A 26,616-nucleotide genomic window follows, 5' to 3' on the forward strand; every position below is an offset into this window, starting at 1 on the left:
GGCGGGGCCGGGTGGCCGGGACTCCCGGAGCAAGCCCTAGACGAGGGCGAACTGGCCCTCCGGTCCCTCCTCGTGGTGGTCGAGGACCGTCGCGGGGTGACGTGCCGCGTCCGGGACCGGCAGGACGCCCGCCGCGCGCAGCTCCGCCGTGGTGACCGTGTCCGGGGGCGTGGCGTCCCACTCCGCCTGCCGCGCGCCGACTTCCGCGAGCAGCGCCAGCACCGTGATCAGTTCCAGGAGTTCGGAGGTCCACGTCTGCTGCCAGGAAGCGGGGCGGATCGCGGCCAGCGTGCCCGGCTCGGCCTCCTGGGCCGTCCGGGCCGCGAACCAGCGCTCCAGGACCCGGACTCCCGGCTCCGACTCGGCGTCCCACGCCTCGGGCGGAACGGGCGAGATCCGGCCCTCGTCCAGCCGCAGGATCTCCTCGTCGCGGTCGTACCGCAGGGTGAGCGGGCGGGCCGGGATCGGGGCGCGGACGTAGGGCCGGCGGCCGCCCGGCAGTTTGGGCCGCTCGCCGTGCCGCCTCAGCAGCCACAGCACGCGACGGCCCGACTCGACGCCGTGCGCCCACAGATCCCGGTCCCGGGTGAGCGGGACGGTGAGATCCGGGCGGACTGCGGTGAGGGTCCACGCCAGGAAGTCCACCGGATCGGGGGAGTGGCCCAGCCGGCGCAGCAGGTCGGGCAGCCCCGGCGCCAGGTTCGGCTCCACCCCGCCCGGCCGCCGGTACAGCGGCCGGATCCGGCCCGGCCGCAGCAGGGGCAGCACGGAGGTCGCCAGCAGGGGCCGCGTCGCCGTCTGCGGCGTCTCCACCACGAACACCTGCGCGTCGTCCGCGACCCGCCACAGTTCCGGGCGGGCGGAGTCGAGCAGACGGTGGTCGGGGATGAGCCACTGCTCGTCGAAGGGCGCCGCCAGCACCCGTACCGGCTCGGGGCAGCGGCCCGAGGCGCGGGCCAGCCGTTCGGTGCCGCCGGACCGGCCGGGCAGCTGTCCGACCGCCGTGTGCAGGGTACGCGAGCGCGTCGGCTCGAACAGGGCCTCGCGGTCGGGCCCTTCGGCTTTCAGCAGGGCGTCCCAGCGGGCCTTGAGACACGCGGGGTCGGGGGCCGTCGGCCATCCCCGGCCGAGCCTCGGCGGTGCGACGGACCACGGCATGAGGTCCGCCAGCGGCGGAGCGTCGTCGGGCGTCACGCTGGGCATGGTACGTCGGCCCGGTCGCGCCGCGGTCACGTCGCGTCGAGGGTGACCGTGAAGGAGAAACGGTCGCCGCGGTAGTGGATGACGGCCGCGTCCAGGGCCCGGCCGTCGGTGTCGTAGGTGACGCCCGTGTAGTGCAGGATCGGGCTCAGCAGCGGGACCCTGAGCAACTGCGCCGTCTCCGGGTCCGCGAGCCGCGCCTCGACCGTGTCCGTGATGCGGCCGATGGCCACGCCGACCACGTCCCGCAGCACCTTCGTCATCGGCCAGCGGACCAGGTCGGCCGGATCGATGCGGGCGGCGAGCTCGGGACGGACGTAGTTGCGGGCGTGGTTGGTGGGCTCGCCCGTCTTCTCGTCGCTGCGCAGGCGGTGGTACGTGCCCACCTCCGCCAGATCCGGGAAGTGCTCGGCGACCTCGGCGGGGACGGCCGCCCGGCCGTGGTCCAGCAGTTCGGTCGCCATCCCGGACTGCTGGGCGACGATCGCGTCGACCGAGCCCAGCAGCCGGACCGGGGCCCCGCGCCGTGCCGTGGGCTCGATGAACGTGCCCCGGCGGCGGTGCCGGGTGATCAGCCCCTCGTCCTCGAGCTCCTTCAGGGCCTGCCGCATGGTCAGCACGCTCACCCCGTAGTGCCCGGCCAGCTGCTCCTCCGTCGGCAGCCGGAGCGGATCCCGGGGTGAGCGGCCGAGTATCGAGGCGCGCAACGACTGCGACACCTGGTACCAGAGCGGCAGCTTTCGGGTGAGGACGATCGAGTCCGGGGCGAAGGAGGTCACGGGCCTATCCGTACCGGTCGGGAACGTTCAGTGCAATGTGCCGTCGGATGGTGCGGCGGACGGACGGAAGTGACGCTCGAGGCCCTGCCACACGTCGTCGTAGCGCTGCTGCAGATGATCCGCCCGCGCCGCCTGCGGGGTGAGGACGAGCGGCCAGCGCGTCTCGAACATGAACGCCAGCCCGTCGTCGACCTTGTGCGGCTTCAGGTCGGCGGCGCTCGCACGGTCGAACGTCTCACGGTCCGGGCCGTGCGCCGACATCATGTTGTGCAGCGAGCCGCCGCCCGGCACGAAGCCGCCCTTCCCGGCCGTCTTGGCGTCGTAGGCGCCCTCGATCAGGCCCATGTACTCGCTCATCACGTTCCGGTGGAAGTAGGGCGGACGGAAGGTGTCCTCGCCGACCAGCCAGCGCGGGGCGAAGACCACGAAGTCCACGCCGGCCAGGCCGGGGGTGTCGGACGGGGACGTCAGCACCGTGAAGATCGACGGGTCCGGGTGGTCGTAGGAGATCGTCCCGATGACGTTGAAGCGGCGCAGGTCGTACACGTACGGCACGAGGTTGCCGTGCCAGGCGACGACATCGAGCGGGGAGTGGTCGTAGGTCGCGCTCCACAGGTGGCCGCAGAACTTGTTGACCACCTCCACCGGCCCCTCGACGTCCTCGTACGCGGCGACCGGCGCCCGGAAGTCGCGCGGGTTGGCGAGGCCGTTGGCGCCGATCGGCCCGAGGTCGGGAAGCCGGAAGGGGGCGCCGTAGTTCTCGCAGACGTAACCGCGCGCGGAGTCGTCCAGCAGGTCGACGCGGAAGCGGACCCCCCGCGGGATCAGCGCGACATGACCGGGCTCGGCGTGCAGCAGCCCGAACTCCGTGCGCAGCAGCAGCCCGCCGTGCTCGGGGACGATCAGCAGCTCACCGTCGGCGTTGCCGAAGACGCGGTCCATGCCGGCGTTCGCGTGGTAGAGGTGCACGGCCATGCCGCTGCGCTGGGCGGCGTCCCCGTTGCCGCCGACGGTCCACAGGCCGGCCAGGAAGTCGGTGCCCACGGGCGGCTCGGGCAGGGGGTCCCAGCGCAGCCGGTTCGGATCGGCGACGGTCTGGGTGAAGGGGCCGGTGCGCAGCGCCCCGTCCGAGGCCCGGGTGAAGGCCGGGTGCGCGGCCGACGGGCGGATCCGGTACAGCCAGGAGCGGCGGTTGTGGGCGCGCGGCTCGGTGAACGCCGTACCGCTGAGCTGCTCCGCGTAGAGGCCGAGGGGGGCGCGCTGGGGCGAGTTGCGGCCGTCGGGCAGGGCCCCCGGGACGGCCTGTGAGGCGTGTTCGTTGCCGAACCCCGAGAGGTGGGCCAGCCCCTCGGCCGTCTTGCGTGCGTCCCCGCTGCTCATCATGGCTCCCTCGCGACTGATTCCTATGCATCACCGTAGGATTGCGGTTTCCCGGACGCAAGAGGTCCGCCGGTCCTCCTCTCACAGGACGATCACGGCACGGCCGGAACCAGACTTCAGGGGGATCCGTGGGCGGGAGCCGGTGCTCTAGTGTCCGGACCATGTCGTGGACGCGCCCCCTCCCCGCCGCGCTCGCGGTCTGTGTCCTGTTGCTGACCGGATCCGCGGGCTGCGCCTTGGGCGACGGGCGCGGACAGGGGCCCGCGGCGTCGCCCTCACCTGTCGGCAAGGTCCTGGACCACACGGACGACGACGGGCGCCACTACCGCCAGGTGGCGAAGAAGGGGGCTCCCGAGGTCGGCGTGGTGGTCCAGCCGGACGGCTCCGGCGGCTGGAACGTGCGACTGGAGCTGGCCAACTTCCGGTTCTCGCCGGCGGGAGCGCCGCAGCGGGCCGTCACCGGTCGCGGCCTCGCCCGGCTGTACGTCGACGACCTGGCCGTCGCCGATCTGCGCACCCTGGCGTACCGCATCCCGGCCGGCTACCTCCCGCACGGCACCCACCACGTCACCGCCCGTCTCTACGCGGACGACGCGACGGTCTGGGCGGTGGAGGGCAAGCCGGTGGAGGCCACGGCGGACGTCACGGCGTCGGAGCCGTCGGCCGCGTCCGCGGTGCCGCCCGGCGGGCTCCCGGCGGAGGCGCCGAGCGGGGCGCCGACGGGGCCGCCGTCCCCCTGAGCGCGTTGAGTGCATCGGGCATGTTTCTTCGTACCCAGAGGTGAGGTTCACTCGGCCGCGACGGAAAGGCATCATGAAGTCCGTGCCCCATGCGACATCGCTCCGTCGTGCGCCCGTACAGCGGCGCAGCGCCGAACGGCTGACCAGGATCCTCGACGCCTGCGCCGACCTGCTGGACGAGGTCGGCTACGACGCCCTGAGCACCCGGGCCGTCGCCGAGCGCGCAGGCGTCCCCATCGGCTCGGTCTACCGCTTCTTCGGCAACAAGCGGCAGATGGCCGACGCGCTCGCGCAGCGCAACCTCGAGCACTACTCCGAGCGCGTCACCGAGCGTCTGCGCGGAGCCCGGCCGGGCGACTGGCGGACCGCGATGGACGCCGTGCTCGACGAGTACCTCGCCATGAAGCGCACCGCGCCCGGCTTCTCCCTCGTCGACTTCGGCAACCAGATCCCGGTCGGCGCACGGCACGCCGAGCCCAACCACCGGGTCGCCGACCGCCTCACCGAGCTGCTCGCCGGCCACCTGGACCGGGAACCCGACGACGATCTGCGCCGGGTGTTCCTGATCGCCGTGGAGGCCGCGGACACCCTCGTCCAGCTGGCCTTCCGGGTGGACCCGGAGGGGGACGCGAAAGTGATCGACGAGACCCGTGAGCTGCTGCGGGCGTACCTGGCGCGCGTCCTGGACTGACCCGGGCGCCGACGGCGGTCCGGCGAGCGGGGACGCCGCCTCCGTGGGGTCTCCCCAGAAGTCATACCGGTCGGTATGCTCGGCCGGGACGAGGCAACGCCGCCCCCAGGAGGACCCGTGTCCCGCACCGCCCTGCGAATCTGCCCCCTGTGCGAGGCCACCTGCGGGCTCACGCTCACCATCGAGGGAACGCGGGTCACCGGCGCCCGCGGCGACCGGGACGACGTGTTCAGCCGGGGCTTCGTCTGCCCCAAGGGCGCCGCCTTCCCGGCGGTGGACGGCGACCCCGACCGGCTGCGCTCGCCCCTCGTCCGCCGTGACGGGGAGCTGCGCGAGGCCACCTGGGAGGAGGCCTTCGACGCGGTGGCCGCCGGAATCCGGCCGGTCGTCGAGCGGTACGGCCCGCACGCCGTCGGCGTCGTCCTCGGCAACCCCAACGTGCACACCATGGCCGGCGGCCTCTACCCGCAGCTGCTGGTCGGCGGGCTGGGCACCCGCAGTCTGTTCACCGCCTCCACGGTCGACCAGATGCCCAAGCACGTCTCCAGCGGACTGCTCTTCGGCGACGCGAACGCGATCCCCGTCCCGGACCTCGACCGCACCGACCACCTCCTCCTCATCGGCGCCAACCCCCTGGAGTCCAACGGGAGTCTGTGCACCGCCCCGGACTTCCCCGGCAAGCTCAAGGCGCTCAAGGCCCGCGGCGGCACCCTCACCGTCATCGACCCGCGCCGCACCCGCACCGCGAAACTCGCCGACCGGCACATCGAGATCCGGCCGGGCGCCGACGCGCTGCTCCTCGCGGCCATGGCGCACGTGCTGTTCGAGGAAGACCTGGTGCGGCTGGGAGCGTTGACCCCGCACGTCGAAGGGGTCGACGAACTCCGGTCCGCCGTAAGGGACTTCACTCCCGAGGCGGTGGCCCCGGCGTGCGACGTCGAGGCCGGCGTCGTGCGCGCCCTCACACGGGAGCTCGCCGCCGCCCCGACCGCCGCCGTCTACGGCCGCATCGGCAGCTGCACGGTCCCGTTCGGCACCCTCGGCAGCTGGCTCGTCGACGTCCTCAACATCCTCACCGGCAACCTCGACCGGCCCGGCGGCGCTCTCTTCCCGCAGGCCGCCACCGACCGCACGCCCCGCCCTGCCGGCCCCGGACACGGCTTCCGGCTCGGCCGGTGGCACTCCCGGGTCGGCGGGCACCCGGAGGCCAAGGGCGAACTGCCGCTCTCGGCGCTGGCCGAGGAGATCGACACCACCACCGAGGAGGGCGAGCCGATCCGGGCGCTGGTGGTGGTGGCCGCCAATCCCGTGCTGTCCGCGCCCGACGGCGACCGGCTCGACAAGGCGCTGGAGTCGCTCGAGTTCATGGTCGGCGTCGACCCCTACCTGAACGAGACCTCGCGCCACGCCGACGTCGTCCTGCCGCCGCCCCCGCCCTCCCAGAGCCCGCACCACGACTTCGCCTTCAACACCCTGGCCGTACGCAACCAGGTCCGCTACTCCCGCCCCGCCGTCCCGCTGGAACCCGGCCGGATGGCCGAGACGGAGATCCTCGCCCGGCTGACGCTGGCGGTGACCGGCATGCACGGCGCCGACCCGTCGGCCGTGGACGAACTGGCCGTCGGCCGGACCCTCGGCAAGGCCGTCCAGGAGCCGCACTCGCCCGTGCACGGCCGCGCCCCGCAGGAGCTCGCCGCGCAGCTCACCGGCGAGAGCGGTCCCGAACGCCGGCTCGACATGATGCTGCGCCTCGGCCCCTACGGCGACGGCTTCGGCGCCCGCCCGGACGGGTTGAGTCTCGCCCGGCTGCTCGAGCGTCCGCACGGCATCGACCTCGGGCCGCTCGGCCCCCGCCTGCCGCAGCCGCTGAAGACGGTCTCCGGCCGGATCGAACTACTGCCGCGGCCGATCGCCGACGATCTCCCGCGGCTGCGCGAGTCCCTGGAGCGGCGGCCGGACGGGCTCGTCCTGGTCGGCCGGCGCCATCTGCGGTCCAACAACAGCTGGATGCACAACGTCCCCGTCCTCACCGGCGGCACCAACCGCTGCACGCTGCAGATCCACCCCGAGGACGCCGAACGGCTGGGCGTGCGCGACGGCGCGCCGGTGCGGGTGACGGGCGCCGGGGGCGAGGTGACCGCGCCGGCCGAGGTCACCGACGGCGTGCGGCGGGGCGTCGTCAGCCTGCCGCACGGCTGGGGCCACGACCGCCCCGGCACGCGCCTGAGCCATGCCGCCGCCGACCCCGGAGTCAACGTCAACCAGCTCCTCGACGGCAGCCAGCTCGACCCCCTGTCGGGCAACGCGGTCCTCAACGGGGTGCCGGTCGAACTGGCCGCGATCCCGGCGCTGTGACCTGAGCAAAGCTGTGACCTGGAGTTTTGCGCTTATTGCTCGCACGTCAACGGGTTGTTAACCCTGTTTGAACGGACCTAACGTCAACGCACCGCCGACCCCCAGGTGGGATGTTCAAGGGCGAACGATAGGTATCCATTCATGTTGACCATCCTCGGCTTCGCGATGATCGCGACCTTCCTGGTCCTGATCATGCTGAAGAAGATGTCGCCGATCGCGGCGCTCGTCTTGATCCCGGCACTGTTCTGCGTCTTCGTCGGGAAGGGCGCCAAGCTCGGTGACTACGTCATCGACGGCGTCACCAGCCTCGCCCCCACGGCGGCGATGCTCATGTTCGCGATCGTCTACTTCGGTGTGATGATCGACGTCGGCCTGTTCGACCCGATCGTCCGGGGCATCCTGAAGTTCTGCAGGGCCGACCCGCTGCGCATCGTCGTCGGCACGGCGCTGCTCGCCGCGATCGTCTCCCTCGACGGCGACGGCTCCACCACCTTCATGATCACCGTCTCGGCGATGTACCCGCTGTACAAGCGCCTGAAGATGAGCCTGGTCGTGATGACCGGGGTGGCCGCCATGGCCAACGGCGTGATGAACACGCTGCCCTGGGGCGGCCCCACCGCCCGCGCCGCCACCGCGCTCAAGGTCGACGCCAGCGACATCTTCGTGCCGATGATCCCGGCCCTCGCCGTGGGCCTCGTCCTCGTCGTCGCGCTCTCCTACGTCCTCGGCCGCCGCGAGCGGGCCCGGCTCGGCGTACTGACCCTGGACGACGTGCTGGTGGACGAGAAGGCCGAGCGGACCGAGACGGTGCTCGTCGGGGCCGGCGGCCCCGGCACCGGCCCCGGCAAGGCGGCCGCCCCGGCCGGCGGCTCCGGCGCCGCGGCTCTCGGCGACGCCGGCGAGGACGACGCCGAGGACGCGGACGACGACGGCTTCCAGGGCCTCGACCCGCACCGCGCCACCCTGCGCCCCAAGCTGTACTGGTTCAACGCGCTGCTCACGGTCGCGCTGCTGACCGCCATGATCATGGAGTACCTGCCGATCCCGGTGCTGTTCCTGCTCGGCGCCGCGCTCGCCCTCACCGTCAACTTCCCGCACATCCCGGACCAGAAGGCCCGGCTCGCCGCGCACGCGGACAACGTCCTCAACGTCTCCGGCATGGTCTTCGCCGCCGCCGTCTTCACGGGCGTCCTCCAGGGCACCGGCATGGTCGACCACATGGCGAAGTGGATGGTGGACGTCATCCCCGAGGGCATGGGGCCGCACATGGCCCTGGTCACCGGCGTGCTGAGCCTCCCGCTCACCTACTTCATGTCGAACGACGGCTTCTACTTCGGCGTCCTGCCGGTCCTCGCCGAGGCCGGCGCGGCGCACGGCGTCACCCCGCTGGAGATGGCCCGTGCCTCGCTCGTCGGCCAGCCCCTGCACATGTCGAGCCCGCTGGTCCCGGCCGTCTACGTCCTCGTCGGCATGGCCAGGGTCGAGTTCGGCGACCACACCCGCTTCGTGGTCAAGTGGGCCGTCCTGACCTGCCTGACGATTCTCGGCGCGGGCATCCTGTTCGGGATCATCTGACCGTCCGGTGGAGGAACTTGTGAGGCCCGGCAGGAACCGCGGCTGGCTGCTCCGTCTCGTCATCGCCTTCGGCTTCGCGCAGGGGGCGGTGTCGATGGCGCGGCCCGCCGTCTCCTACCGGGCCCTCGCGCTGGGCGCCGACGAGGGGGCCGTCGGCGTCGTCGCGGGCGTCTACGCGCTGCTGCCGCTGCTGGCCGCCGTCCCGCTCGGCCGGCGCACCGACCACGGCCGGTGCGCCCCCCTGCTGCCGGCCGGTGTGGTCCTCATCTCCGGCGGCTGCGTGCTCAGCGGGCTCGCCGACGCCCTGTGGACGATGGCCCTGTGGAGCGGCGTGATGGGCCTCGGGCACCTCTGCTTCGTGATCGGCGCCCAGTCGCTCGTCGCCCGCCAGTCCGCACCGCACGAACAGGACCGGAACTTCGGCCACTTCACCATCGGCGCCTCGCTCGGCCAACTGGTCGGCCCGGTGGCGGCCGGAGCGCTGATCGGCCGTGCCGACATGGCGGGCGGCAGTGCGCTCGCCCTGCTCGTGGCGGGAGCGGGGTGCGCCGTCGCGTTCACGTCGCTGTGGCGCGTCGAGCACCGCGAGCCAGGGCCGGACCATCGCGGCGAGCACGGGGACCGCGTCCCCGTCCGGCGCATCCTGCGGGCCCGGGGCGTCCCGGCAGGCATCCTCATCAGCCTCGCCGTACTGTCCGCGACCGACATCCTCACCGCCTACCTGCCGGTGGTCGGCGAGCACCGGGGCATCGCGCCGTCCGTCGTCGGGGTCCTGCTCAGCGTCCGCGCGGCGGCCTCCATCGCCTGCCGGCTCGTGCTCACCCCGCTGCTGCGACTGCTCGGCCGGACCGCGCTGCTCACGGTGACCTGTCTGCTGGCGGCCCTGCTCTGCGCCGGCATCGCCCTGCCCGCGCCGGTCTGGGTGCTGGGCGGGATCCTCGCGCTGCTCGGCTTCTGTCTGGGCGTCGGACAGCCGTTGTCCATGACGACGGTCGTCCGGGCCGCGCCGGACGGCGCCCGCTCCACCGCACTCGCGCTGCGCCTCACCGGCAACCGGCTCGGCCAGGTCGCCGCGCCGGCCGCCGCGGGTCTGGTCGCCGGGCTCGCGGGCGTGGCCGCGCCGTTCGTGATGCTGGGAGCGCTGCTGCTGCTGTCCTCCGGGGTGGCCCTGAGGTCGCCGGGAGAGGCCGGGGGAGGCGAGGAGGTGAGGAAGGACCGGTCCGCGCCTCGCCGGTCCGGGGCGGGACTGCGCCGGTCGAGCGACGCCTGACGGCGCGTCGGGCGGCGGTCCCACCATCGGGGCCGCCGATGTGAAAGAGAGTCAGGTGCAAGAGCGATTTGTATGAAAATCGTCCTGACTCGGAGGAATGCGCATGTCCAGCTCGACGCTCCCGCCCGCCTTCGGCACCCGCCTCGGCGCCACGGCTCTCACGGTGCTCGCCGCGGCGGGGTTCACCTGCCTCGCGGCACCGTCGGCCATGGCCGTCGGGGAGGCCGGCGACATCAGGATCCACCGTGAGCACGTGCCCCCGGGCGTCTCCAAGGACGACCCGGTGGCCTGCCGGTTCTACCTCGACGCCGCCAACTTCGGCGAACTGCCGGCCGTCACCTACACCATCAAGGCGCGGCCCCCGGTCGCCGGCACGGCCACCGTGACCGGCACCATCACCCTCACCAACGGCGCCGGCCACACCGACACCCTGGGGCTGGCCGAGGGCTCGTACACCCTCGAGTGGGCCCTCCCCGCCGGGACGCCCCCGCCCACCACGAAGGTCTTCAAGATCCACTGCGATGAGGACCGGCACCGCGGGAACGAGGGCCCGAACCGTCCGATCACGGACGACGGCCGGGAGTTCGGGGCTGCGAACGGCCGGGGCGGCGGGGGCCAGAACGGCACCGCGCAGGGCGCCGGCGGCCGTGAAGGCGGCGGCCAGGGCGGCGGCGCCTGGAACGGCGAGAAGGGCGGCCCCGAGGGCGGCGTCCACGCGGGCGGCGGCGGACTCGCCGACACCTCGCAGGCCTTCACCCCGCTGGCCGCCACCGCGGCCGTCGGCCTGGTGGCCGTCGGCGGAGTCGCCTACTTCCGTCTGACCCGCCGGCGCAACCATGGTGCCGCGTAGGCGCGGACGCAGGCCCTGGCACCGGACCCGTCTCTTCCGCCTCACCAGGACGGCCGTGCTCGCGGTCGTCCTGGTGACGGCGGCAGTCCGGTGCGGGGGGCACGACGCTCCGGGCGCGCCGCCCGGGGCCGGGCGGACGGCGGCTAACGGGTCCGCCGCCGGCCCGGCCTCCGCGGGCGACGCCGGAGAGGAGGGCGGGAAGGGGCCGGAGCGCCCCGACGCCGCCCCGCCGCGCCCGCTGCCCCGGTCCCCGGCGACCGTCCTGCGGGTGCCGTCGCTGGGCATCGACGCGCCGATCGTCCCGCTGCGGCTCGGCCCCGACCGGCACCTCGGGACGCCGCCCCTCGACCGGCCCAAGCTCGTCGGCTGGTACGCGGGCGGCCCCACCCCTGGCGAGCGGGGCGCCGCCATCGCGGTCGGACACCGTGACACCAGGACCGGCCCCGCCGTCTTCGCCGGCCTCGCGCGCGTGGCCCGGGGCGCCCGGATCGAGGTCCGGCGCGCCGACGGCCGCACCGCCGTCTACACCGTGGACCGGGTCCGGGTCTTCGACAAGGACACCTTCCCCGACAAGGAGGTGTACGGCCCGACCCGCCGCCCCGAACTGCGCGTGCTCACCTGCGGCGGCCTCTTCCGGCGCGCGACCGGGTACACGAGCAACGTCGTCGTCTTCGCCCATCTGACGGCGACCCGCTGACCCGGCGCCGGGACGCACCCACCGTCCCGCCCGGCCGAGGCCCACGCGTCCGGCGGACGCCTCTCACGACACGCGCCGGGCCCCCGCGCCGTCTTCCTGCGTCATTTCCCCGCATCGTTTCTCCGCACGACGCCGACGAGGTCCACGCCCGAGGCGGCCGGGTCGTGGGCCGGCTGTCGCCGGACATCGCGCCCGGCGCCCCGCGTACCCGCCCGCCCGGCCGTGCGCACGCGGTCCCGGCTCGGCCTCCGGCACGGCAGGCGGACGCCGCTCCTCGCGGACATCGCCCCTCGTCGACATCGCCCCTCCTCGCATTCGACGGGACGGCGACCGGATCGGCCCGGCCCCGGCCCGGCTGCCGGACCCGGACGACCGGGCGGACGTTCTCCCGTGGCCCCTGGTGCCAGAAAACTATCGACGCTAGTTTAGGTCGTGGACCACGAGGACCGCCCGGAGGGAACACGATGAAGGCACACGACGGCATCTATCTCGACGGCGCGTGGCGCCCGGCCGCCGGCCAGGACGTGATCGAGGTCGTCGACCCGGTGGACGAGCAGGTGATCGGCCGCGTCCCGGCGGGCGGGGCCGACGACGTCGACGCCGCGGTGCGCGCCGCCCGCGCCGCCCTCCCGGGCTGGGCCGCGACCCCGCCCGCCGAGCGCGCCGCCCGACTGAGCGCCCTCCGGGACGTCCTGGCGGCCCGCAAGGACGAGATCGCCGAGACGGTCACCGCCGAACTCGGCTCACCCCTCGCCTTCTCCCAGGCGGTCCACGCGGCGGTGCCGATCGCGGTCGCGGGCTCCTACGCCGAGCTGGCCGCGACGCACTCCTTCGTGGAACGGGTCGGCAACTCCACGGTCCTGCACGAGCCGGTCGGCGTGGTCGGTGCGATCACCCCCTGGAACTACCCGCTGCACCAGATCGTCGCCAAGGTCGCCCCGGCCCTCGCCGCGGGTTGCACCGTGGTCCTCAAGCCCGCCGAGGACACCCCGCTCACCGCCCAGCTGTTCGCCGAGGCGGTCCACGAAGCGGGCGTCCCGGCCGGCGTCTTCAACCTGGTCACCGGCCTCGGCCCGGTGGCCGGCCAGGCCCTCGCCGAACACCCCGGTGTCGACCTGGTGTCGTTCACCGGCTCCACGGCCGTCGGGAAGCGGATCGCGGCGACGGCGGGCGCGGCCGTCAAGAAGGTCGCCCTCGAACTCGGCGGGAAGTCCGCCAACGTCATCCTGCCGAGCGCCGACCTCGCCCGGGCGGTCAACGTCGGCGTCGCCAACGTGATGTCCAACTCCGGCCAGACGTGCAGCGCCTGGACCCGCATGCTCGTCCACCGCGACCAGTACGAGGAGGCGGTCGGGCTCGCCGCCGCCGCCGCGGCCAAGTACGGCGACCGCATCGGCCCCGTCGTCAACGCCAGGCAGCGCGACCGCGTGCGCGGGTACATCGAACAGGGCGTGGCCGAGGGGGCGACGCTGGTCGCGGGTGGCCCCGAAGCCCCCCGCGAACAGGGCTACTTCGTCAGCCCCACGGTCTTCTCCGACGTCACCCCCGACATGACGATCGCGCAGGAGGAGATCTTCGGCCCGGTGCTGTCCGTGCTGCGCTACGAGGACGAGGACGACGCCCTGCGGATCGCCAACGGCACGGTCTACGGGCTCGCCGGCGCGGTCTGGGCCGGCGACGAGGCGGAGGCGGTGGCCTTTGCCCGCCGCATGGACACCGGCCAGGTCGACATCAACGGCGGCCGGTTCAACCCCCTCGCCCCCTTCGGCGGCTACAAGCAGTCGGGCGTCGGGCGCGAGCTCGGAGCCCACGGGCTGACCGAGTACCTCCAGACCAAGTCCCTGCAGTTCTGAGGAGCCCGAAGTGGTTCGTGCCGCCGTACTTCCCGCCGTCGGAGCTCCCCTGGAGATCATCGGCATCGAGCTCCCGGAACCCGGTCCGGGCCAGGTCCGCGTCCGGCTCGCCGCCGCCGGGGTCTGCCACTCCGACCTCTCGCTGTCCGACGGGACCATGCGGGTGCCCGTCCCCGCGGTCCTCGGCCACGAGGGCGCGGGCACGGTCGTGTCCGTCGGCGAGGGCGTCGACCGGGTCGCGCCGGGCGATCGGGTCGTCCTCAACTGGGCTCCTTCCTGCGGGAGTTGTCACGCCTGCGGGCTGGGCGAGGTCTGGCTGTGCGCCAACGCCCTGAACGGCTCCGCTGACGTGTACGCCCGCACCGCCGACGGCAGGGACCTGCACCCCGGGCTGAACGTCGCCGCGTTCGCCGAGGAGACGGTCGTGCGGGAGTCCTGCCTGCTGCCCCTGCCGGACGGCATCCCCCTCACCGACGCGGCCCTGCTGGGCTGCGCCGTCCTGACCGGCTACGGCGCCGTCCACCACAGCGCGCGCGTCCGGGCCGGCGAGACGGTCGCCGTCTTCGGCGTCGGCGGAGTCGGCCTCGCCGCCCTCCAGGCGGCCCGGATCGCGGGCGCCCCGACGATCGTCGCCGTGGACGTCTCCCCGGAGAAGGAGGAGCTGGCCCGGTCGGTGGGCGCCACGGAGTACGTGGTCGCCTCGGCGGACACCGCCCGCGAGATCCGCGCCCTCACCGGCCGGCAGGGCGTCGACGTGGCCGTGGAGTGCGTGGGACGCGCCGTCGCCATCCGCACGGCCTGGGAATCCACCCGGCGCGGCGGCCGCACCACGGTCGTCGGCATCGGCGGCAAGGACCAGCAGGTCACCTTCAACGCCCTGGAGCTCTTCCACTGGGGCAGAACCCTTTCGGGCTGCGTCTACGGGAACTCCGACCCGGCGAAGGACCTCCCGGTCCTGGCCGACCACGTCCGGGCGGGCCGTCTGGACCTCGGCGCCCTGGTGACGGAGCGCATCGTCCTGGAGGACATCCCGGGGGCCTTCGACAACATGCTGGCCGGCAAGGGCGGCCGGGCGCTCGTCGTCTTCTGAACCCCGCACCGCTGCCGTGCGGGGCGCACCGGGCGTCGAACGCCCCCGCGACCCCGCCGGCGCGGGCGAGCACCGACGCCGCCTCCCGGCCCGGAGCGGCCCCGTGGGGTCGGCCCGACCGGGGCCGGCCTCCCGGTCGGGCCCCGGCCCTGGAACCCTGCCTCCCTCGCCCCCCGTGCGGACCCCGCGGCCCACCCCCTCCGCGGCAACCCGCGGAGGGGGCGGGCGGACGGGGGCGCGCGGATTTCGGGCGGGGAGCATCGCGTGGGCGGCCATGCCGGACGACGCGGGCGCAGCCGCGGGTCCGGGCCGGGCGCGGACACCGGCGGGGCGTCGGCCTAGGCTCAGCACAGGGCGGCGGTCTCGACGCCCAGCAGTTCGGCCAGCGCGCGTTCGCCCCGCGCGGTCACCTTCACGGCCCGCTCGGATCCGATGCGCACACACCAGCCCGTGTCGAGGGCGTGCCGGCACAGGGCCGCGCCCGCCGCGCCCGCCAGATGCGGCCGCCGCTCGGTCCAGTCGAGGCAGGCACGGGCCAGGGGCCTTCGGCCGGCGAGGTCGAGGACGATGCCGCAGTCCGCGAACCACCGCATGCCCGCCGTGGTCAGCGCGAACCCGGTGCCCCGCTCGTCGGGGGCGGGGTCGCCGCCGGTCTCGGCGGACGACCGGGGGTGCGCGGCGGCCGGAGGAGGCGCGGGCGCCGGGGTGATCAGGCGGCGTGCCGTGAGGGCGTCCGCCAGGACGATGCCGAGCCTGCCGGCGAGATGGTCGTAGCAGGTACGGCCCCGGGCCATCGCCGAGCCGGCGCTCGAGGCGCGCAGCCCGCGGGGCCGCGCCGGATCCGTGGTCACCTGGGCGGCCAGGTCCTCCAGGAGCTGGGCGATCCGGGTGCCGGCGAGCCGTACGTACCGGTGCCGCCCCTGCCTCTCCTCGGTCAGCAGGCCCCCCGCGACCAGCTTGCCCAGGTGCTCGCTCAGAGTGGACGCGGTCACGCCCGCGTGCCGGGCGAGTTCGCCGGCGGTCCACGCCCGCCCGTCGAGCAGGGCCAGCAGGCAGGAGGCCCGTGTCTCGTCGGCGACGAGGCCCGCGAGTGCGGCCAGCCCCGCCGCCCGGGGGTCCTTGCGGCTGCCGGTGTCCGTGACGCTCATGCCGTCCAGCATGCGCGACGCACACTTCGGCCGGTGCCGAACGATGTCAGGGCAACTGCTCGAACTGCCGCGCGAGACCGTCCAGCAGTGCCGTGAGCCCGGTCTCGAACGCCCGCTCGTCGATCTTCTCCTGCTGCTCGGCGAGCAGGTGGGCCTGTCCCAGGTGCGGGTAGTCGGCGGGGTCGTAGGCGCTCACGTCGTCGACGAAACCGCCGGCGAACGAGCCGAGCGCGGAGCCCATGATGAAGTACCGCATCAGCGCGCCGATGCTGGTGGCCTGGGCGGCGGGCCATCCGGCGCGGACCATCGCGCCGTACACCGCGTCGGCGAGCCGAAGCCCGGCCGGGCGGCGGCCGGGTCCCTGGGCGAGCACCGGGACGATGTTCGGATGATCGCGCAGGGCGGCCCGGTAGGAGACGGCCCAGTCGTGCAGCGCCGTCCGCCACTCCCGGCCCGTGTCCTCGAACATCGACAGGTCGACCTGGGCGCTCACCGAGTCGGCGACGGCTTCGAGGATCTCGTCCTTGGTGCGGAAGTGGTTGTACAGCGAGGGCCCGCTCACCCCCAGTTCGGCGGCGAGCCGACGCGTGGAGACGGCCGCGAGGCCCTCCGCGTCCACGAGGGCCCGCGCGGTCTCGACGATCCGGTCGGTGCTGAGGAGGGGCTTGCGCGGTCGGGCCATGGCGCACATAGTAGGGCTGCAGGTGTAAACTAGCAGTGCTAATTTAAATTCCGACTTCCCGAGCCGGCATCCCCGGTCGATCTTCCGGGTCGCCTTCCGGTCCGGCGTCCGGGTCGACCTTCCGGGTCCGGCTTCTCTTCAGTGAGGTGATCTCGTGGTGAACCTGGGGCTCAGCGAGGAGCAGACGGCCGTCCGGCGGCTCGCCAAGGAGTTCGTGGACCGTGAGATCGCTCCGCATGTCGTCGCCTGGGACCGGGCCGAGGAGGTCGACCGGTCCGTCGTGAAGAAGCTCGGCGAGGTCGGCTTCCTCGGGCTGACCGTCGACGAGGAGTACGGCGGCTCCGGCGGCGACCACCTCTCCTACTGCCTGGTCACGGAGGAGCTGGGCCGCGGGGACTCGTCCGTGCGCGGCATCGTGTCCGTCTCCCTCGGCCTGGTCGCCAAGTCGGTCGCGGCCTGGGGGAGCGAGGAACAGAAGCGCCGCTGGCTGCCCGGACTGACGTCGGGGGCGTACGTCGGCTGCTTCGGCCTCACCGAGCCCGGCACCGGCTCGGACGCGGGCAACCTCACCACCCGCGCGGTCCGTGACGGCGACTCGTACGTGATCAACGGCGCCAAGACCTTCATCACCAACGGCACCTGGGCCGACGTCGTCCTGCTCTTCGCCCGCTCGACCGACGCGCCCGGACACAAGGGCGTCTCCGCGTTCCTCGTCCCCACGGACACTACCGGTCTCGGTCGCCGCACCATTCACGGCAAGCTCGGCCTGCGCGGGCAGGCGACCGCCGAACTGGTCCTCAGCGACGTCCGGGTGCCCGCCTCCGCGATGCTGGCACCCGAGGGCAGGGGCTTCTCCGTCGCGATGTCGGCGCTGGCCAAGGGCCGGATGTCGGTGGCGGCGGGCTGTGTCGGCATCGCACAGGCCGCCCTGGACGCGGCGGTGCGGTACGCCGGCGAGCGCGAGCAGTTCGGCAAGAGCATCGCCCACCACCAGCTCGTCCAGGAGCTGATCAGCGACATCGCGGTCGACGTGGACGCGGCCCGGCTGCTGACCTGGCGGGTCGCCGACCTGATCGACCGGGGCCTCCCCTTCGCCACCGAGTCCTCCAAGGCCAAGCTCTTCGCCTCGGAGGCCGCCGTGCGCGCCGCCAACAACGCCCTCCAGGTCTTCGGCGGCTACGGCTACATCGACGAGTACCCGGCCGGCAAACTGCTGCGCGACGCCCGCGTGATGACGCTCTACGAGGGCACCAGCCAGATACAGAAACTGCTGATCGGACGGGCCCTGACGGGGGTCTCGGCGTTCTGAGTACGTTCTGAGTACGCGGACGGATGCGGTGCGTGTCCTGCCCGCGCGACGCTGTGGCCATGAGTGAGACACCGGTCAAGCAGAACACCGCCGCCTTCTACGGCCAGGCGGTCGCGTCCTTCGCCGTGGCCATGGCGGCGACCGCCATCGGCATCTTCAAGCTGAACGCCGACGCCTGGGTGCGCGCCTTCCTCGCGATCGCCGTCCTCTATCTCGTCACGTCGGCCTTCACCCTGGCCAAGGTGATCCGGGACAAGCAGGACGCCGCGGCCCGGGTGTACAGCCCCTTCGAGAAGCTCTGAGCGGGCACTCTAAGCGAGCGCTCACCTTCGGCGGTATGGTGTAGCTCCTGTACCGAGAGAGGCGACGAGCGATGACTACGGCGGAGGAGACGGCCGGCGGCGAGATCGAGCCCTGGGACGAGGTCACCCCTGACGCGGCCCGGCGACTCCTCGTCGCCGCCGTGGAGGCCTTCGCGGAGCGCGGCTACCACGCGACGACCACCCGGGACATCGCGGGCCGCGCGGGCATGAGCCCGGCCGCCCTCTACATCCACTACAAGACCAAGGAAGAGCTGCTGCACCGCATCAGCCGGATCGGTCACGACCGTGCGCTGAACATCCTGCGCACGGCGGCCGCCGCCGAGGGCAGCGCCACCGAGCGTCTCGCCGAGGCCGTCAGCTCCTTCGTCCGCTGGCACGCCGGGCGGCGCACCACGGCACGGGTCGTGCAGTACGAGCTGGACGCCCTCGGCCCGGACGCCCGCGCGGAGATCCTGGGCCTGCGACGCAAGGTCGACGCCGAGGTCCGCGGGATCATCGAGGACGGCGTGGCGAGCGGCGAGTTCTCCGTGCCGGACGTGCACGGCACCACCCTCGCCGTGCTGTCCCTCTGTATCGACGTGGCCCGCTGGTTCAACGTCGGCGGGCCGCGCACCCCCGACGAGGTCGGCGAGTTGTACGCCGACCTCGTGCTGCGGATGGTCGGCGCGGCGAAGTAGCCGCGCCGGCGTCCCGCGGGCGCCGGGCCTCCCGGGCGGGCCTCCGAGGCGCAGACGTCGGACGTCAGGCGTCGGAGGCGGGACGGCGGGCCTCAGAGGTAGTAGCGGGCCACCGACTCCGCGACGCAGACGGGCTTGTCGCCGCCGTCGCGCTCCACGGTGAACGCGACGCTGACCTGAACTCCGCCGGTGACGTCCTCGACACCGGTGATCGTCGCGGTGGCGCGCACACGCGAGCCGACGGGCACCGGGGCGGGGAAACGCACCTTGTTCGTCCCGTAGTTGACGCCCATCTTCACGTTCTCGACCGTGATCAGCTGCGGTCCGAAGAGCGGCAGCAGCGACAGGGTGAGGTAACCGTGCGCGATGGTCGTGCCGAACGGACCGGCGGCGGCCTTCTCCGGGTCCACGTGGATCCACTGGTGGTCGCCGGTGGCCTCCGCGAAGAGGTCGATGCGCTTCTGGTCCACCTCCAGCCAGTCGGTGTACCCCAGCTGCTCGCCCACCGCCGCCCTCAGCTCGTCGGCGGACGTGAAGATCCTCGGCTCTGCCATGTCTGCGGCCCTCTCGCGTCACTGGATACCCATGCCACCGCGCCATGGGTCTAAGCAACTGCTTAGCATGCTCGGCTGGCGGGCCGATGTCAACGGACCCGGGGCCGATACGGGTGGGTAGGCTTCGAGGGGTGCCTCAGATTCCCGAGAAGATCCACGAGCTCACCGTGGGCCAGCTCGCCGCCCGCAGCGGCGCCGCCGTCTCAGCCCTGCACTTCTACGAGTCCAGGGGCCTGATCAGCAGTCGCCGCACCTCGGGCAACCAGCGCCGCTACCACCGTGACACGCTGCGCCGCGTCGCCTTCGTCCGTGCCGCGCAACGGGTCGGCATCCCCCTGGCCACGATCCGGGAGGCCCTCGCCGGACTCCCGGAGGAGCGCACCCCGACCCGTGAGGACTGGGCCGCACTGTCGCAGGCGTGGCGAGTGGAGCTGGACGAGCGGATCATGCAGCTCAACCGGCTCCGCGACCACCTCACCGACTGCATCGGCTGCGGCTGCCTGTCCCTCGCCACCTGCGTCCTGTCCAACCCGGACGACATCCTGGGCGACCGGCTGGCCGGCTCGCGTCTGCTGGCCGAGCGACGCGAGGGAGACGGCAGGGGCCCGGGACAGGGCTGACGCGACGGCCGGCCGCTCCCGCACCGGGACTGGGGGCCGGCGCGCGACACGCGAGGCCGGCGCGGGCCGTACGGCCGCCGCCCCGGCGCGCTGCCCCGAGATGCACGCCGTCTCCGGGTGCACGCCGCCCCGGGGCGCACGCTTCCCCGGGCGCGTGCCGCCCTCAGCCTCGCACTGCCCCCGCCCCGCCCTCGGCTACTCGTACTCCGTACCGCCCTTCCGGGTCAGGTAGGCCCCGCTCACCGCCTTGGCGATGGCCCGGCCTCCGGTCACCGGGCTGTACCGCTCGACGGCCGGACGGATCACCACGCCCTCGCGCAGATGCAGCTCGCGTCCGGAGACCGTCTCGCGGCCGGAGGCGATCTCCAGCACCCGCGCGCTGTCGTAGGGGCCCTCGAACAGGCGGGGGACCAGCGGCAGTTCGCCGCCCAGCAGCTGCTCCGCGTCCAGCCAGCGGACGGTGCCGTCGATCTCCGCGCTGACGTCGAACACGGCGTATCCGAGGGTCTCGCGCCGGCCGTCGGCGCCGTACGTCAGATCCTGCACGCCCGCGCCGTACACCTCGCCGAAGATGCCGACCCGGCGTGCGCCCAGCCGCTCGGCGAGCCGGGCGGCCGCCTCGGCGACGCCGTGCCCGCGTACGGCACGCCAGTACAGGTTGCGCGGGTCCTCCGTGAGGGCGAGGGACTTCGCGCCGAAGCCCTTCGAGGACACGAACACCCGCTCCTCGCCGGCGACGTAGGTGAGCAGGCACGCCGATCCGTGCAGCTTCTCGGTCAGCACCACCGGCTCGCCCGGTTCGAAGATGCCGGGATAGCGCTGGATGTTCTCGATGTCGACCCACGGCAGCAGCTCCGGGGCCGCTTCGACGTCCCCGTTCATGGTCGGCGGGATCGGCGGCGCCCACTTGACGATGCCCAGCCGCTCCGCGAAGTCGACGCCGTCCGCCGCGGCCCGCGCCAGATCGACGTCGGCCAGCGCCCTCGGCCGGCACACGATGCCCTGTGACAGCTCGCCCCGCAGCCGCACCGCCTTGACCCGGTCCGACCTGCTGCCCGCCAGCCGCCCGGTCAGTCCCAGCTCCTCGACCAGATCGAGAGGGAGCACGGACTGTTCGGGGATGTAGAGCGCGGCCTCCCCGGTGCGGTACGCCCCCTTGGCGACGACGGCCCGGTACAGGCCGACCTGGGCCAGTTCGAGGGCGTCGGCGTCGGGGTGTTCGTGGACGGTCAGCACTTCGGCGGTGACGCGCAGCGTCGACATCAGGGCTCCTTCAAGTCCTCGGGCGGGTGGCTCGGTTGGGTTTCATCCCCCCAACCCTCCCCGCCGGAAAAACGGTGGAGCGACCGTATTGGCGGCTGGTACCTTCCGGTCCCTTCCGCCCGTTCGAGAGGTGTCCGCCCGTTCGGGACGTGCGGGAACGGCGCGTCGGCAACCGGCCGGGCGTCGCCCGGCCCGGGGCGGGCCGGTGTGAAACAGGGGTGCGGCATCCCCGGCGCACCCCCGCGTCGTCCTCGCGGGCCGGTTCTTGAGGGCTGCCGGCCTCGCGCGGAGCTCGGGCCGGCGTCAGGCGGGCGTCAGGCCGACACCAGCAGCCGTCCTCGCCGGGCGTGCGCCAGCGCCTCGGGTGTGAGCACGGGGCGCGGGACGAGGATCCCGCAGTCGGCGCAGACCGGCCCCGACGACGGTTCGTGGTCCAGTTCGTACTTCCAGGGCAGCCGTTCGCCGCCGCACACCGGGCAACCGGAGCCCGGCGCGCGCTCCAGCGCGGCGATCAGTTTGCGCAGCACGTCCGCCAGCGGCTCACGGGGATGGAGCCGCGGGTCGTCGCACCAGGCGACGCCGAACCCGCCCCAGGTCAGGCGGTGCCAGTCGTCCACACTCCCGGGCCGGCGCAGCCCGTCGTGCTTCTCCTTCTTGCGGCGTTCGGCGAACTCCCCCTCGTAGGTCAGCCACACCGCCCGCGCCGCCTCCAGCTCGTCCAACGCGGCCACGAGCCGCGCCGGGTCGGGGGAGCGGTCCTCCGGGCCGAACCCGGCCCGGGAGCACAGATGGTCCCAGGTCGCCCGGTGCCCGTAGGGGGCGAACCGCTCAAGGCACTTACGCAGCGAATACCGCCGCAGCGCCAGATCGCACCGCGGGTCTCGCACCTGTCTCGCCAGACTCCGGAAACCGGCCATCGCCTTGCACCTCCGTCACATCTGCACCTGAGCTTCGGTCACTTCGGCGTCGTCGCACGGACGTCGTCGAATAGACGTATCGACAAGCGATTCGGCTCCATCCGATGTCCGACGACCTCCACGAGCCGAAAACTTGACGCATGTTCATCTTCAATCCCGGGGATACCGGCGGTAACCTTTCGGCCACCCCCGTCGCTAGGAGCAGCCGATGCCTCGGCGAACCCCCCGCAACTCTCTCGACAGACTGAGAACTCCCGGCAGATTCCCCGGGTTCCTGAAGACCGCTTCCATATGCGCTCTCATCGCCGGTCTTTTGTCGCCTCTTTCCCAAGTGGCGGCAGCGGCCGAGGGCACGGCCGCGAACGACTACTGCGGCGGACAGTGCTCCGACATCCTGCCGCCCGGCGAGAACGGCAACGCCACCCTGGCGCAGATCCTCCTCAACCAGGCGTTCGGCACCCAGCCCGAACACGCGGAGGACCAGCTCGGTCCCTACGCCAACCTCGCCAAGGGCTACCCCACCCTCACCAACGCCACGATCAACACCTTCTTCAACGACGCCTCGTTCGGCGTCGCCGCCGACCAGGTCGCCTCGACCGTGAAGCCCGCGGGCCGCACGGACGTGACGATCGTCCGCGACAAGAAGACGGGTGTGCCGCACATCACCGGTACCACCCGGTACGGAACCGAGTTCGGCGCCGGCTACGCGGCCGCCCAGGACCGGCTGTGGCTCATGGACGTCTTCCGTCACGTCGGGCGCGGCCAGCTGACCGCGTTCGCGGGCGGCGACCCCTCCAACCAGGGTCTCGAGCAGCAGTTCTGGCGCAATGCTCCGTACACCGAGGCAGACCTCCAGGCTCAGATCGACAACGCCGTCGCCACCAACGGCGCCCGCGGCCAGCAGGCACTCGCCGACGCCAACGCCTACCTGGCGGGTGTCAACGCCTACGTCGACGCCTCCGACAGCGGCCGCTACTTCCCCGGTGAATACGTCCTGACCGGGCACAAGGACTCAATCACCAACGCCGGCACCATCGACCACTTCAAGATCACCGACCTGGTGGCGCTGGCCTCGGTCATCGGCGCGCTGTTCGGTTCGGGCGGCGGCGGCGAGGTCAACAACGCCGTCTCGCTGCTCGCCGCACAGGAGAAGTACGGCGTGGCGCAGGGCACCCAGGTCTGGGAGGCGTTCCGCGAACGCAACGATCCCGAGGCCGTCCTCACCGTCCACAACGGCGAGAGCTTCCCCTACGGCGGCAAGCCCGCGACCCCCCAGGGCGAGGCGCTGCCCGACGCCGGTTCGGTGGCCTCGCAGCCGCTGGTCTACGACGCCACGGGCACCGGCGCCGACGCGAGCGCGACCGCCGCCACCGCCACGGCGACCGCCGCAGCCGTCAGCTCGGCCAAGCGCGGTATGTCCAACGCCCTCGTGGTGAGCGGCAGGTCCACCGCGAGCGGCCACCCGATCGCCGTCTTCGGGCCGCAGACCGGCTACTTCGCCCCGCAGTTGCTCATGCTCCAGGAGATCCAGGGCCCGGGCATCAGCGCCCGCGGCGCCTCCTTCGCGGGCCTGAGCATGTACGTCGAACTCGGCCGCGGCCAGGACTACGCGTGGAGCGCCACGACGTCCGGCCAGGACATCATCGACTCCTACGCGGTCGAACTGTGCCAGGACGACTACCACTACCTGTACCACGGCGTGTGCACGGCCATGGACGTCGTCGAGCAGAAGAACGCCTGGAAGCCCACCACCGCCGACGGGACGGCCGCCGGTTCGTACACCATGCGCGTCTACCGCACGAAGTACGGGCCCGTGGAGTACCGGGCGACGGTGGGCGGGAAGAAGGTCGCCTACACCACCCTGCGGTCGTCCTACATGCACGAGGCCGACTCGATCATCGGCTTCCAGATGCTGAACGACCCGGACTACGTCAAGAGCCCGCAGACCTTCCAGGCCGCGGTGCAGCACATCAACTACACGTTCAACTGGTTCTACGCCGACTCCACGCACACCGCGTACTACAACAGCGGCGACAACCCGGTCCGCGCGAGCGGCGTCGACGCCGAGTTCCCGGTGTGGGCGCAGGCGGCCTACGAGTGGAAGAACTGGGTCCCGGCCACCAACACGGCCGAGTACACCCCGGCCTCGGCGCACCCCAACTCCGTCGACCAGGACTACTACATCTCCTGGAACAACAAGCAGGCCAAGGACTACACGACGGCCTCCTGGGGCGACGGGTCCGTGCACCGCGGCAACCTCCTCGAGGACCGGGTGAAGAAACTGGTCGCGGCCGGCGGCGTCACGCGCGCGTCGCTGACGAAGGCGATGGGGGAGGCGGCGCTCACCGACCTGCGCGCCGAGGACGTCCTGCCCGACCTGCTGAAGGTGATCAACAGCTCGACGGTCACCGACTCCACCGCGGCGGCCGCCGTGACCAAGCTGCAGACCTGGCTGACGGCCGGCGGCAGGCGCACGGAGACCGCGGCGGGCTCCAAGACGTACGCCGACGCCGACGCGATCCGCATCCTGGACGCGTGGTGGCCGCTGCTGGTCAAGGCCGAGTTCGAACCCGGTCTCGGCACGGCCCTCTACAACGCGTTCGGCGCCAACCTGCCCATCGACGAGGCCCCGTCGGCCGCCCACGGGCCGACCGGATCGCACGCCGGCAGCTCCTTCCAGTACGGCTGGTGGAGCTATGTCGACAAGGACGTCCGCGCCGTGCTCGGCGAGAGCGTGCAGGGCGGGCTGACGCAGAAGTACTGCGGCGGCGGCACCCTGAGCGGCTGCCGGGACGTCCTGATCAGCACCCTGAAGACGGCGGCCGGCAAGACCGCGGCCCAGGTCTACCCGGCCGACAAGCTCTGCACGACCGCCGGCAACCAGTGGTGCGCCGACTCGATCGTGCAGCGCACCCTGGGCGGCATCAAGCACGGCAACATCAGCTGGCAGAACCGGCCCACCTTCCAGCAGGTGGTGGAGTTCACCTCGCACCGGTGAGGCCCTGAGGAACGGCGGCGGGTCAGCGCACGCGGCCCGCCGCCAGCACCAGCCGCGCCAGCTCGGGGTGCACGATGTCGCTGTGCGCCCCGGCCGGCGCCCCACCGCGCCGGACGACCGCGGCCGCGTCCACGTTCACGCACCCCGACGCCGGTAGCGGCCCGGCCAGCGCCTCGGCGAGCGTGCACGCGCGCGTGCCGGGCACCGCCTGCACCCCGTCGTGCCCCATGGCGCCCCACTTGGCACCCAGCACGCTGCCGACGCCGAACTCCTCGACCGCCCCCCGGGCGTCGCCCGCCATCCGGGAGGCCAGCGGATACATCGTGCCGAGCGCAGCGTCGAAGGAGGAGTGGCAGCACACCAGAGGTCCGTCGACCCGGTGCTGCTGTCCCTGCAGCACTCCGCCCGCGCGCGCGTCGTGCGGCAGCCGCGCCGCGAACGCGTAGTGCGAGAAGGCCCCCTGGAGCAGCGTCACGGACTTCACCGTGCGCACGCCCTCGGGCAGTCCGCGCAGCGCGAACGACACCAGCCGCCCGCCGAAGCTGTGCCCCACCAGATGCACCCGTACCGCGGGCGCGACGGCCGCCAGCCGGCCCACGAACGGACCGAGCCCGCGCTCGCCGACGGTCCCCGCCCGCCGCTTCATCGCGTAGTACGTCGCCTGGCGCAGCAGCTCGTGCGCCCCGTCCCAGAGGTTGGGCAGCGAGAACTCCGCGACACCGGGGCCGGTTTCCGGGCCGGGCTCCGGGCCGTCGGACAGCGGTCCTCCGGCTTCGAGGCCGGCCAGCGCCCGGGCGAACTCCTCGCAGACCTCCGCCGTGGGCCCGGCGAACATCCGCGGCCCGTCCTGGGGGACGCCCTCCGCGAGGGTGTCCGCCGCGAACAGCGCCTGCGGCCCGGGCGGCGCCACGTCCACCAGCAGCCGCACCAGCCGCCCGAACTCCTCCAGCGCGCCCTCCTCGGGCGGCCGCTCCTCCAGCAGTCGCCCGATCCGGTCCACCGCCGCGGCCCCGCCCGGGAAGGTCTCCCGCAGTGCGTGCCGGGTCTCCCCGTCCAGCGTCCGACGCCGGACCCCGCCCTCGCCCGTGGCAGCGGCGGCGGACCGCGGGAAGTCCGGGATGGGCTCGTCCGGGAACCGCATCGACGGCCACACCACGCCGACGTAACCGATCCGCGCGGACGGGGCGAGTGCGGGCATCGGGGCGAAGAAGCGGCTGTAGAGCCCGGTCGCTGAGGAGCGTTCGGTGTTCCAGCCGTGCGCGAAGACGATCAGGTCACGCACGCCGCGCCGCCCTACCTCGGCCGCCAGCCGGTCGCGCCGTCCGCCGTCGACGTCGCCGTCGGCGTCGAAGGTCAGCTCCCAGTAGGGGGTCACGCTCATCGCAGGTTCCGCCACGACAGGCCCTCCCGTTCGCGAAGCGGTGCGCACCAGGTGCGCGCATCGTCCTGCGAACGGCAGCGATTGGCCATACGTCACGCCTCATCCGTGCGCGCCCGCGCGGAAGGCGCCCTCCCGGGCTCTCGGAACCCGGTGCGCGCCGAACGGCCGTGAATCAGGAGCAGCCCTTCCGCCACAACATACCGACTGGTTAGTCTGGGACGCGGAGCCGGTGCGCGCCCCGGCTCCGCAGTCCGTGCCGCAGCC

The 26,616-nt window shown here is 73.2% G+C and carries 23 protein-coding genes; 14 read left to right on the forward strand and 9 right to left on the reverse strand.

The window, feature by feature from the left end; all coding sequences use genetic code 11:
- Positions 1 to 36: 36 nt before the first annotated feature.
- Genes C6376_RS20730 through hmgA form a run of 3 tightly spaced genes read right to left on the reverse strand, consistent with a single transcriptional unit; the run spans position 37 to position 3,359 of the window.
- A complete protein-coding gene (locus tag C6376_RS20730) occupies positions 37 to 1,203 on the reverse strand; it encodes a type ISP restriction/modification enzyme (RefSeq protein ID WP_107444806.1) in 1,167 nt (388 codons plus the stop codon).
- A gap of 26 nt (positions 1,204 to 1,229) precedes the next feature.
- Positions 1,230 to 1,979, reverse strand: coding sequence for a GntR family transcriptional regulator (locus C6376_RS20735; RefSeq protein WP_107444807.1), 750 nt, complete (start codon positions 1,977 to 1,979; stop codon positions 1,230 to 1,232).
- 27 nt (positions 1,980 to 2,006) lie between these two features.
- Positions 2,007 to 3,359: a homogentisate 1,2-dioxygenase gene (gene hmgA, locus C6376_RS20740; protein WP_107444808.1), complete on the reverse strand. Its 1,353-nt coding sequence runs from the start codon at positions 3,357 to 3,359 to the stop codon at positions 2,007 to 2,009.
- 161 nt (positions 3,360 to 3,520) lie between these two features.
- Here hmgA and C6376_RS20745 point away from each other — a divergent pair, with 161 nt between their 5' ends.
- The 9 genes from C6376_RS20745 to C6376_RS20785 all read left to right on the forward strand — a co-directional run bounded on the left by C6376_RS20745 (position 3,521) and on the right by C6376_RS20785 (position 14,480).
- Positions 3,521 to 4,099: a hypothetical protein gene (locus tag C6376_RS20745; protein ID WP_216825598.1), complete on the forward strand. Its 579-nt coding sequence runs from the start codon at positions 3,521 to 3,523 to the stop codon at positions 4,097 to 4,099.
- 73 nt (positions 4,100 to 4,172) lie between these two features.
- Positions 4,173 to 4,790: a TetR/AcrR family transcriptional regulator gene (locus C6376_RS20750; RefSeq protein ID WP_107444809.1), complete on the forward strand. Its 618-nt coding sequence runs from the start codon at positions 4,173 to 4,175 to the stop codon at positions 4,788 to 4,790.
- A 117-nt stretch (positions 4,791 to 4,907) separates the two neighbouring features.
- Positions 4,908 to 7,145, forward strand: coding sequence for a molybdopterin oxidoreductase family protein (locus tag C6376_RS20755; protein ID WP_107444810.1), 2,238 nt, complete (start codon positions 4,908 to 4,910; stop codon positions 7,143 to 7,145).
- 141 nt (positions 7,146 to 7,286) lie between these two features.
- Positions 7,287 to 8,720 (forward strand): CitMHS family transporter, encoded by a 1,434-nt coding sequence (locus C6376_RS20760; RefSeq protein WP_107444811.1) that lies wholly within the window; start codon positions 7,287 to 7,289, stop codon positions 8,718 to 8,720.
- Positions 8,721 to 8,739: 19 nt separating this feature from the next.
- Complete coding sequence (locus C6376_RS20765) at positions 8,740 to 9,990, forward strand: MFS transporter (RefSeq protein ID WP_107444812.1); 1,251 nt, start codon at positions 8,740 to 8,742, stop codon at positions 9,988 to 9,990.
- Between the two features lie 103 nt (positions 9,991 to 10,093).
- Entirely contained in the window at positions 10,094 to 10,840 is a 747-nt protein-coding gene (locus tag C6376_RS20770) for a hypothetical protein (RefSeq protein ID WP_107444813.1), read from the forward strand.
- Positions 10,827 to 11,537, forward strand: a complete 711-nt coding sequence (locus C6376_RS20775) for a class F sortase (RefSeq protein ID WP_107444814.1) — start codon at positions 10,827 to 10,829, stop codon at positions 11,535 to 11,537. The genes C6376_RS20770 and C6376_RS20775 overlap by 14 nt, the downstream gene beginning before the upstream one ends.
- Before the next feature lie 464 nt (positions 11,538 to 12,001).
- A complete protein-coding gene (locus C6376_RS20780; protein ID WP_107444815.1) occupies positions 12,002 to 13,390 on the forward strand; it encodes an aldehyde dehydrogenase family protein in 1,389 nt (462 codons plus the stop codon).
- 10 nt (positions 13,391 to 13,400) lie between these two features.
- Positions 13,401 to 14,480: a Zn-dependent alcohol dehydrogenase gene (locus C6376_RS20785; protein ID WP_107444816.1), complete on the forward strand. Its 1,080-nt coding sequence runs from the start codon at positions 13,401 to 13,403 to the stop codon at positions 14,478 to 14,480.
- A 344-nt stretch (positions 14,481 to 14,824) separates the two neighbouring features.
- On the opposite strand, the gene C6376_RS20790 is transcribed toward C6376_RS20785, so the two are convergent.
- Positions 14,825 to 15,628, reverse strand: a complete 804-nt coding sequence (locus C6376_RS20790; protein WP_254076003.1) for a helix-turn-helix transcriptional regulator — start codon at positions 15,626 to 15,628, stop codon at positions 14,825 to 14,827.
- 46 nt (positions 15,629 to 15,674) lie between these two features.
- On the reverse strand, positions 15,675 to 16,310 hold the full coding sequence (locus tag C6376_RS20795) for a TetR/AcrR family transcriptional regulator (protein ID WP_107444818.1): 636 nt from the start codon (positions 16,308 to 16,310) through the stop codon (positions 15,675 to 15,677).
- Between the two features lie 157 nt (positions 16,311 to 16,467).
- On the opposite strand from C6376_RS20795, the gene C6376_RS20800 reads away from it, so the two are divergent.
- From C6376_RS20800 to C6376_RS20810, 3 genes are all read left to right on the forward strand, one after another.
- Positions 16,468 to 17,619 (forward strand): acyl-CoA dehydrogenase family protein, encoded by a 1,152-nt coding sequence (locus C6376_RS20800; RefSeq protein ID WP_107449081.1) that lies wholly within the window; start codon positions 16,468 to 16,470, stop codon positions 17,617 to 17,619.
- A gap of 59 nt (positions 17,620 to 17,678) precedes the next feature.
- Entirely contained in the window at positions 17,679 to 17,921 is a 243-nt protein-coding gene (locus C6376_RS20805) for a YiaA/YiaB family inner membrane protein (protein WP_107444819.1), read from the forward strand.
- 71 nt (positions 17,922 to 17,992) lie between these two features.
- Positions 17,993 to 18,619 carry a TetR/AcrR family transcriptional regulator gene (locus tag C6376_RS20810; protein ID WP_107444820.1) on the forward strand — a complete coding sequence of 209 codons (627 nt, stop codon included), beginning with the start codon at positions 17,993 to 17,995 and terminating at the stop codon, positions 18,617 to 18,619.
- Positions 18,620 to 18,711: 92 nt separating this feature from the next.
- On the opposite strand, the gene C6376_RS20815 is transcribed toward C6376_RS20810, so the two are convergent.
- Positions 18,712 to 19,173: a MaoC family dehydratase gene (locus tag C6376_RS20815; RefSeq protein WP_107444821.1), complete on the reverse strand. Its 462-nt coding sequence runs from the start codon at positions 19,171 to 19,173 to the stop codon at positions 18,712 to 18,714.
- Between the two features lie 131 nt (positions 19,174 to 19,304).
- Here C6376_RS20815 and soxR point away from each other — a divergent pair, with 131 nt between their 5' ends.
- Positions 19,305 to 19,793, forward strand: a complete 489-nt coding sequence (gene soxR / locus C6376_RS20820) for a redox-sensitive transcriptional activator SoxR (protein WP_107444822.1) — start codon at positions 19,305 to 19,307, stop codon at positions 19,791 to 19,793.
- Between the two features lie 195 nt (positions 19,794 to 19,988).
- Here the strand turns inward: soxR and C6376_RS20825 are convergent, their stop codons facing one another.
- Both C6376_RS20825 and C6376_RS20830 read right to left on the reverse strand, forming a co-directional pair.
- Complete coding sequence (locus C6376_RS20825) at positions 19,989 to 21,056, reverse strand: RNA ligase (ATP) (protein WP_107444823.1); 1,068 nt, start codon at positions 21,054 to 21,056, stop codon at positions 19,989 to 19,991.
- A gap of 314 nt (positions 21,057 to 21,370) precedes the next feature.
- The gene (locus tag C6376_RS20830) at positions 21,371 to 21,973 is read right to left on the reverse strand and encodes a hypothetical protein (RefSeq protein ID WP_107444824.1); all 603 of its coding nucleotides are present in this window, start codon (positions 21,971 to 21,973) and stop codon (positions 21,371 to 21,373) included.
- 208 nt (positions 21,974 to 22,181) lie between these two features.
- Between C6376_RS20830 and C6376_RS20835 the strand changes: the two genes are divergently transcribed.
- Positions 22,182 to 24,971 carry a penicillin acylase family protein gene (locus C6376_RS20835; protein WP_107444825.1) on the forward strand — a complete coding sequence of 930 codons (2,790 nt, stop codon included), beginning with the start codon at positions 22,182 to 22,184 and terminating at the stop codon, positions 24,969 to 24,971.
- Positions 24,972 to 24,993: 22 nt separating this feature from the next.
- On the opposite strand, the gene C6376_RS20840 is transcribed toward C6376_RS20835, so the two are convergent.
- The gene (locus C6376_RS20840; RefSeq protein WP_107444826.1) at positions 24,994 to 26,367 is read right to left on the reverse strand and encodes a serine-threonine protein kinase; all 1,374 of its coding nucleotides are present in this window, start codon (positions 26,365 to 26,367) and stop codon (positions 24,994 to 24,996) included.
- Positions 26,368 to 26,616 lie beyond the last annotated feature (249 nt).

This window comes from Streptomyces sp. P3 (assembly GCF_003032475.1).
Lineage (GTDB): Bacteria > Actinomycetota > Actinomycetes > Streptomycetales > Streptomycetaceae > Streptomyces.

Excerpts from the sequence above, each read along its gene's own strand:
- C6376_RS20770 (WP_107444813.1), top strand. The coding sequence starts at position 10,094 with ATGTCCAGCTCGACGCTCCCGCCCGCCTTCGGCACCCGCCTCGGCGCC.
- C6376_RS20810 (WP_107444820.1), top strand. The coding sequence starts at position 17,993 with ATGACTACGGCGGAGGAGACGGCCGGCGGCGAGATCGAGCCCTGGGAC.
- C6376_RS20730 (WP_107444806.1), bottom strand. The coding sequence starts at position 1,203 with ATGCCCAGCGTGACGCCCGACGACGCTCCGCCGCTGGCGGACCTCATG.
- C6376_RS20780 (WP_107444815.1), top strand. The coding sequence starts at position 12,002 with ATGAAGGCACACGACGGCATCTATCTCGACGGCGCGTGGCGCCCGGCC.
- C6376_RS20805 (WP_107444819.1), top strand. The coding sequence starts at position 17,679 with ATGAGTGAGACACCGGTCAAGCAGAACACCGCCGCCTTCTACGGCCAG.
- C6376_RS20760 (WP_107444811.1), top strand. The coding sequence starts at position 7,287 with ATGTTGACCATCCTCGGCTTCGCGATGATCGCGACCTTCCTGGTCCTG.
- C6376_RS20815 (WP_107444821.1), bottom strand. The coding sequence starts at position 19,173 with ATGGCAGAGCCGAGGATCTTCACGTCCGCCGACGAGCTGAGGGCGGCG.
- C6376_RS20825 (WP_107444823.1), bottom strand. The coding sequence starts at position 21,056 with ATGTCGACGCTGCGCGTCACCGCCGAAGTGCTGACCGTCCACGAACAC.
- C6376_RS20745 (WP_216825598.1), top strand. The coding sequence starts at position 3,521 with ATGTCGTGGACGCGCCCCCTCCCCGCCGCGCTCGCGGTCTGTGTCCTG.
- hmgA (WP_107444808.1), bottom strand. The coding sequence starts at position 3,359 with ATGAGCAGCGGGGACGCACGCAAGACGGCCGAGGGGCTGGCCCACCTC.
- C6376_RS20830 (WP_107444824.1), bottom strand. The coding sequence starts at position 21,973 with ATGGCCGGTTTCCGGAGTCTGGCGAGACAGGTGCGAGACCCGCGGTGC.
- C6376_RS20835 (WP_107444825.1), top strand. The coding sequence starts at position 22,182 with ATGCCTCGGCGAACCCCCCGCAACTCTCTCGACAGACTGAGAACTCCC.
- C6376_RS20790 (WP_254076003.1), bottom strand. The coding sequence starts at position 15,628 with ATGAGCGTCACGGACACCGGCAGCCGCAAGGACCCCCGGGCGGCGGGG.
- C6376_RS20775 (WP_107444814.1), top strand. The coding sequence starts at position 10,827 with ATGGTGCCGCGTAGGCGCGGACGCAGGCCCTGGCACCGGACCCGTCTC.
- C6376_RS20750 (WP_107444809.1), top strand. The coding sequence starts at position 4,173 with ATGAAGTCCGTGCCCCATGCGACATCGCTCCGTCGTGCGCCCGTACAG.
- C6376_RS20795 (WP_107444818.1), bottom strand. The coding sequence starts at position 16,310 with ATGGCCCGACCGCGCAAGCCCCTCCTCAGCACCGACCGGATCGTCGAG.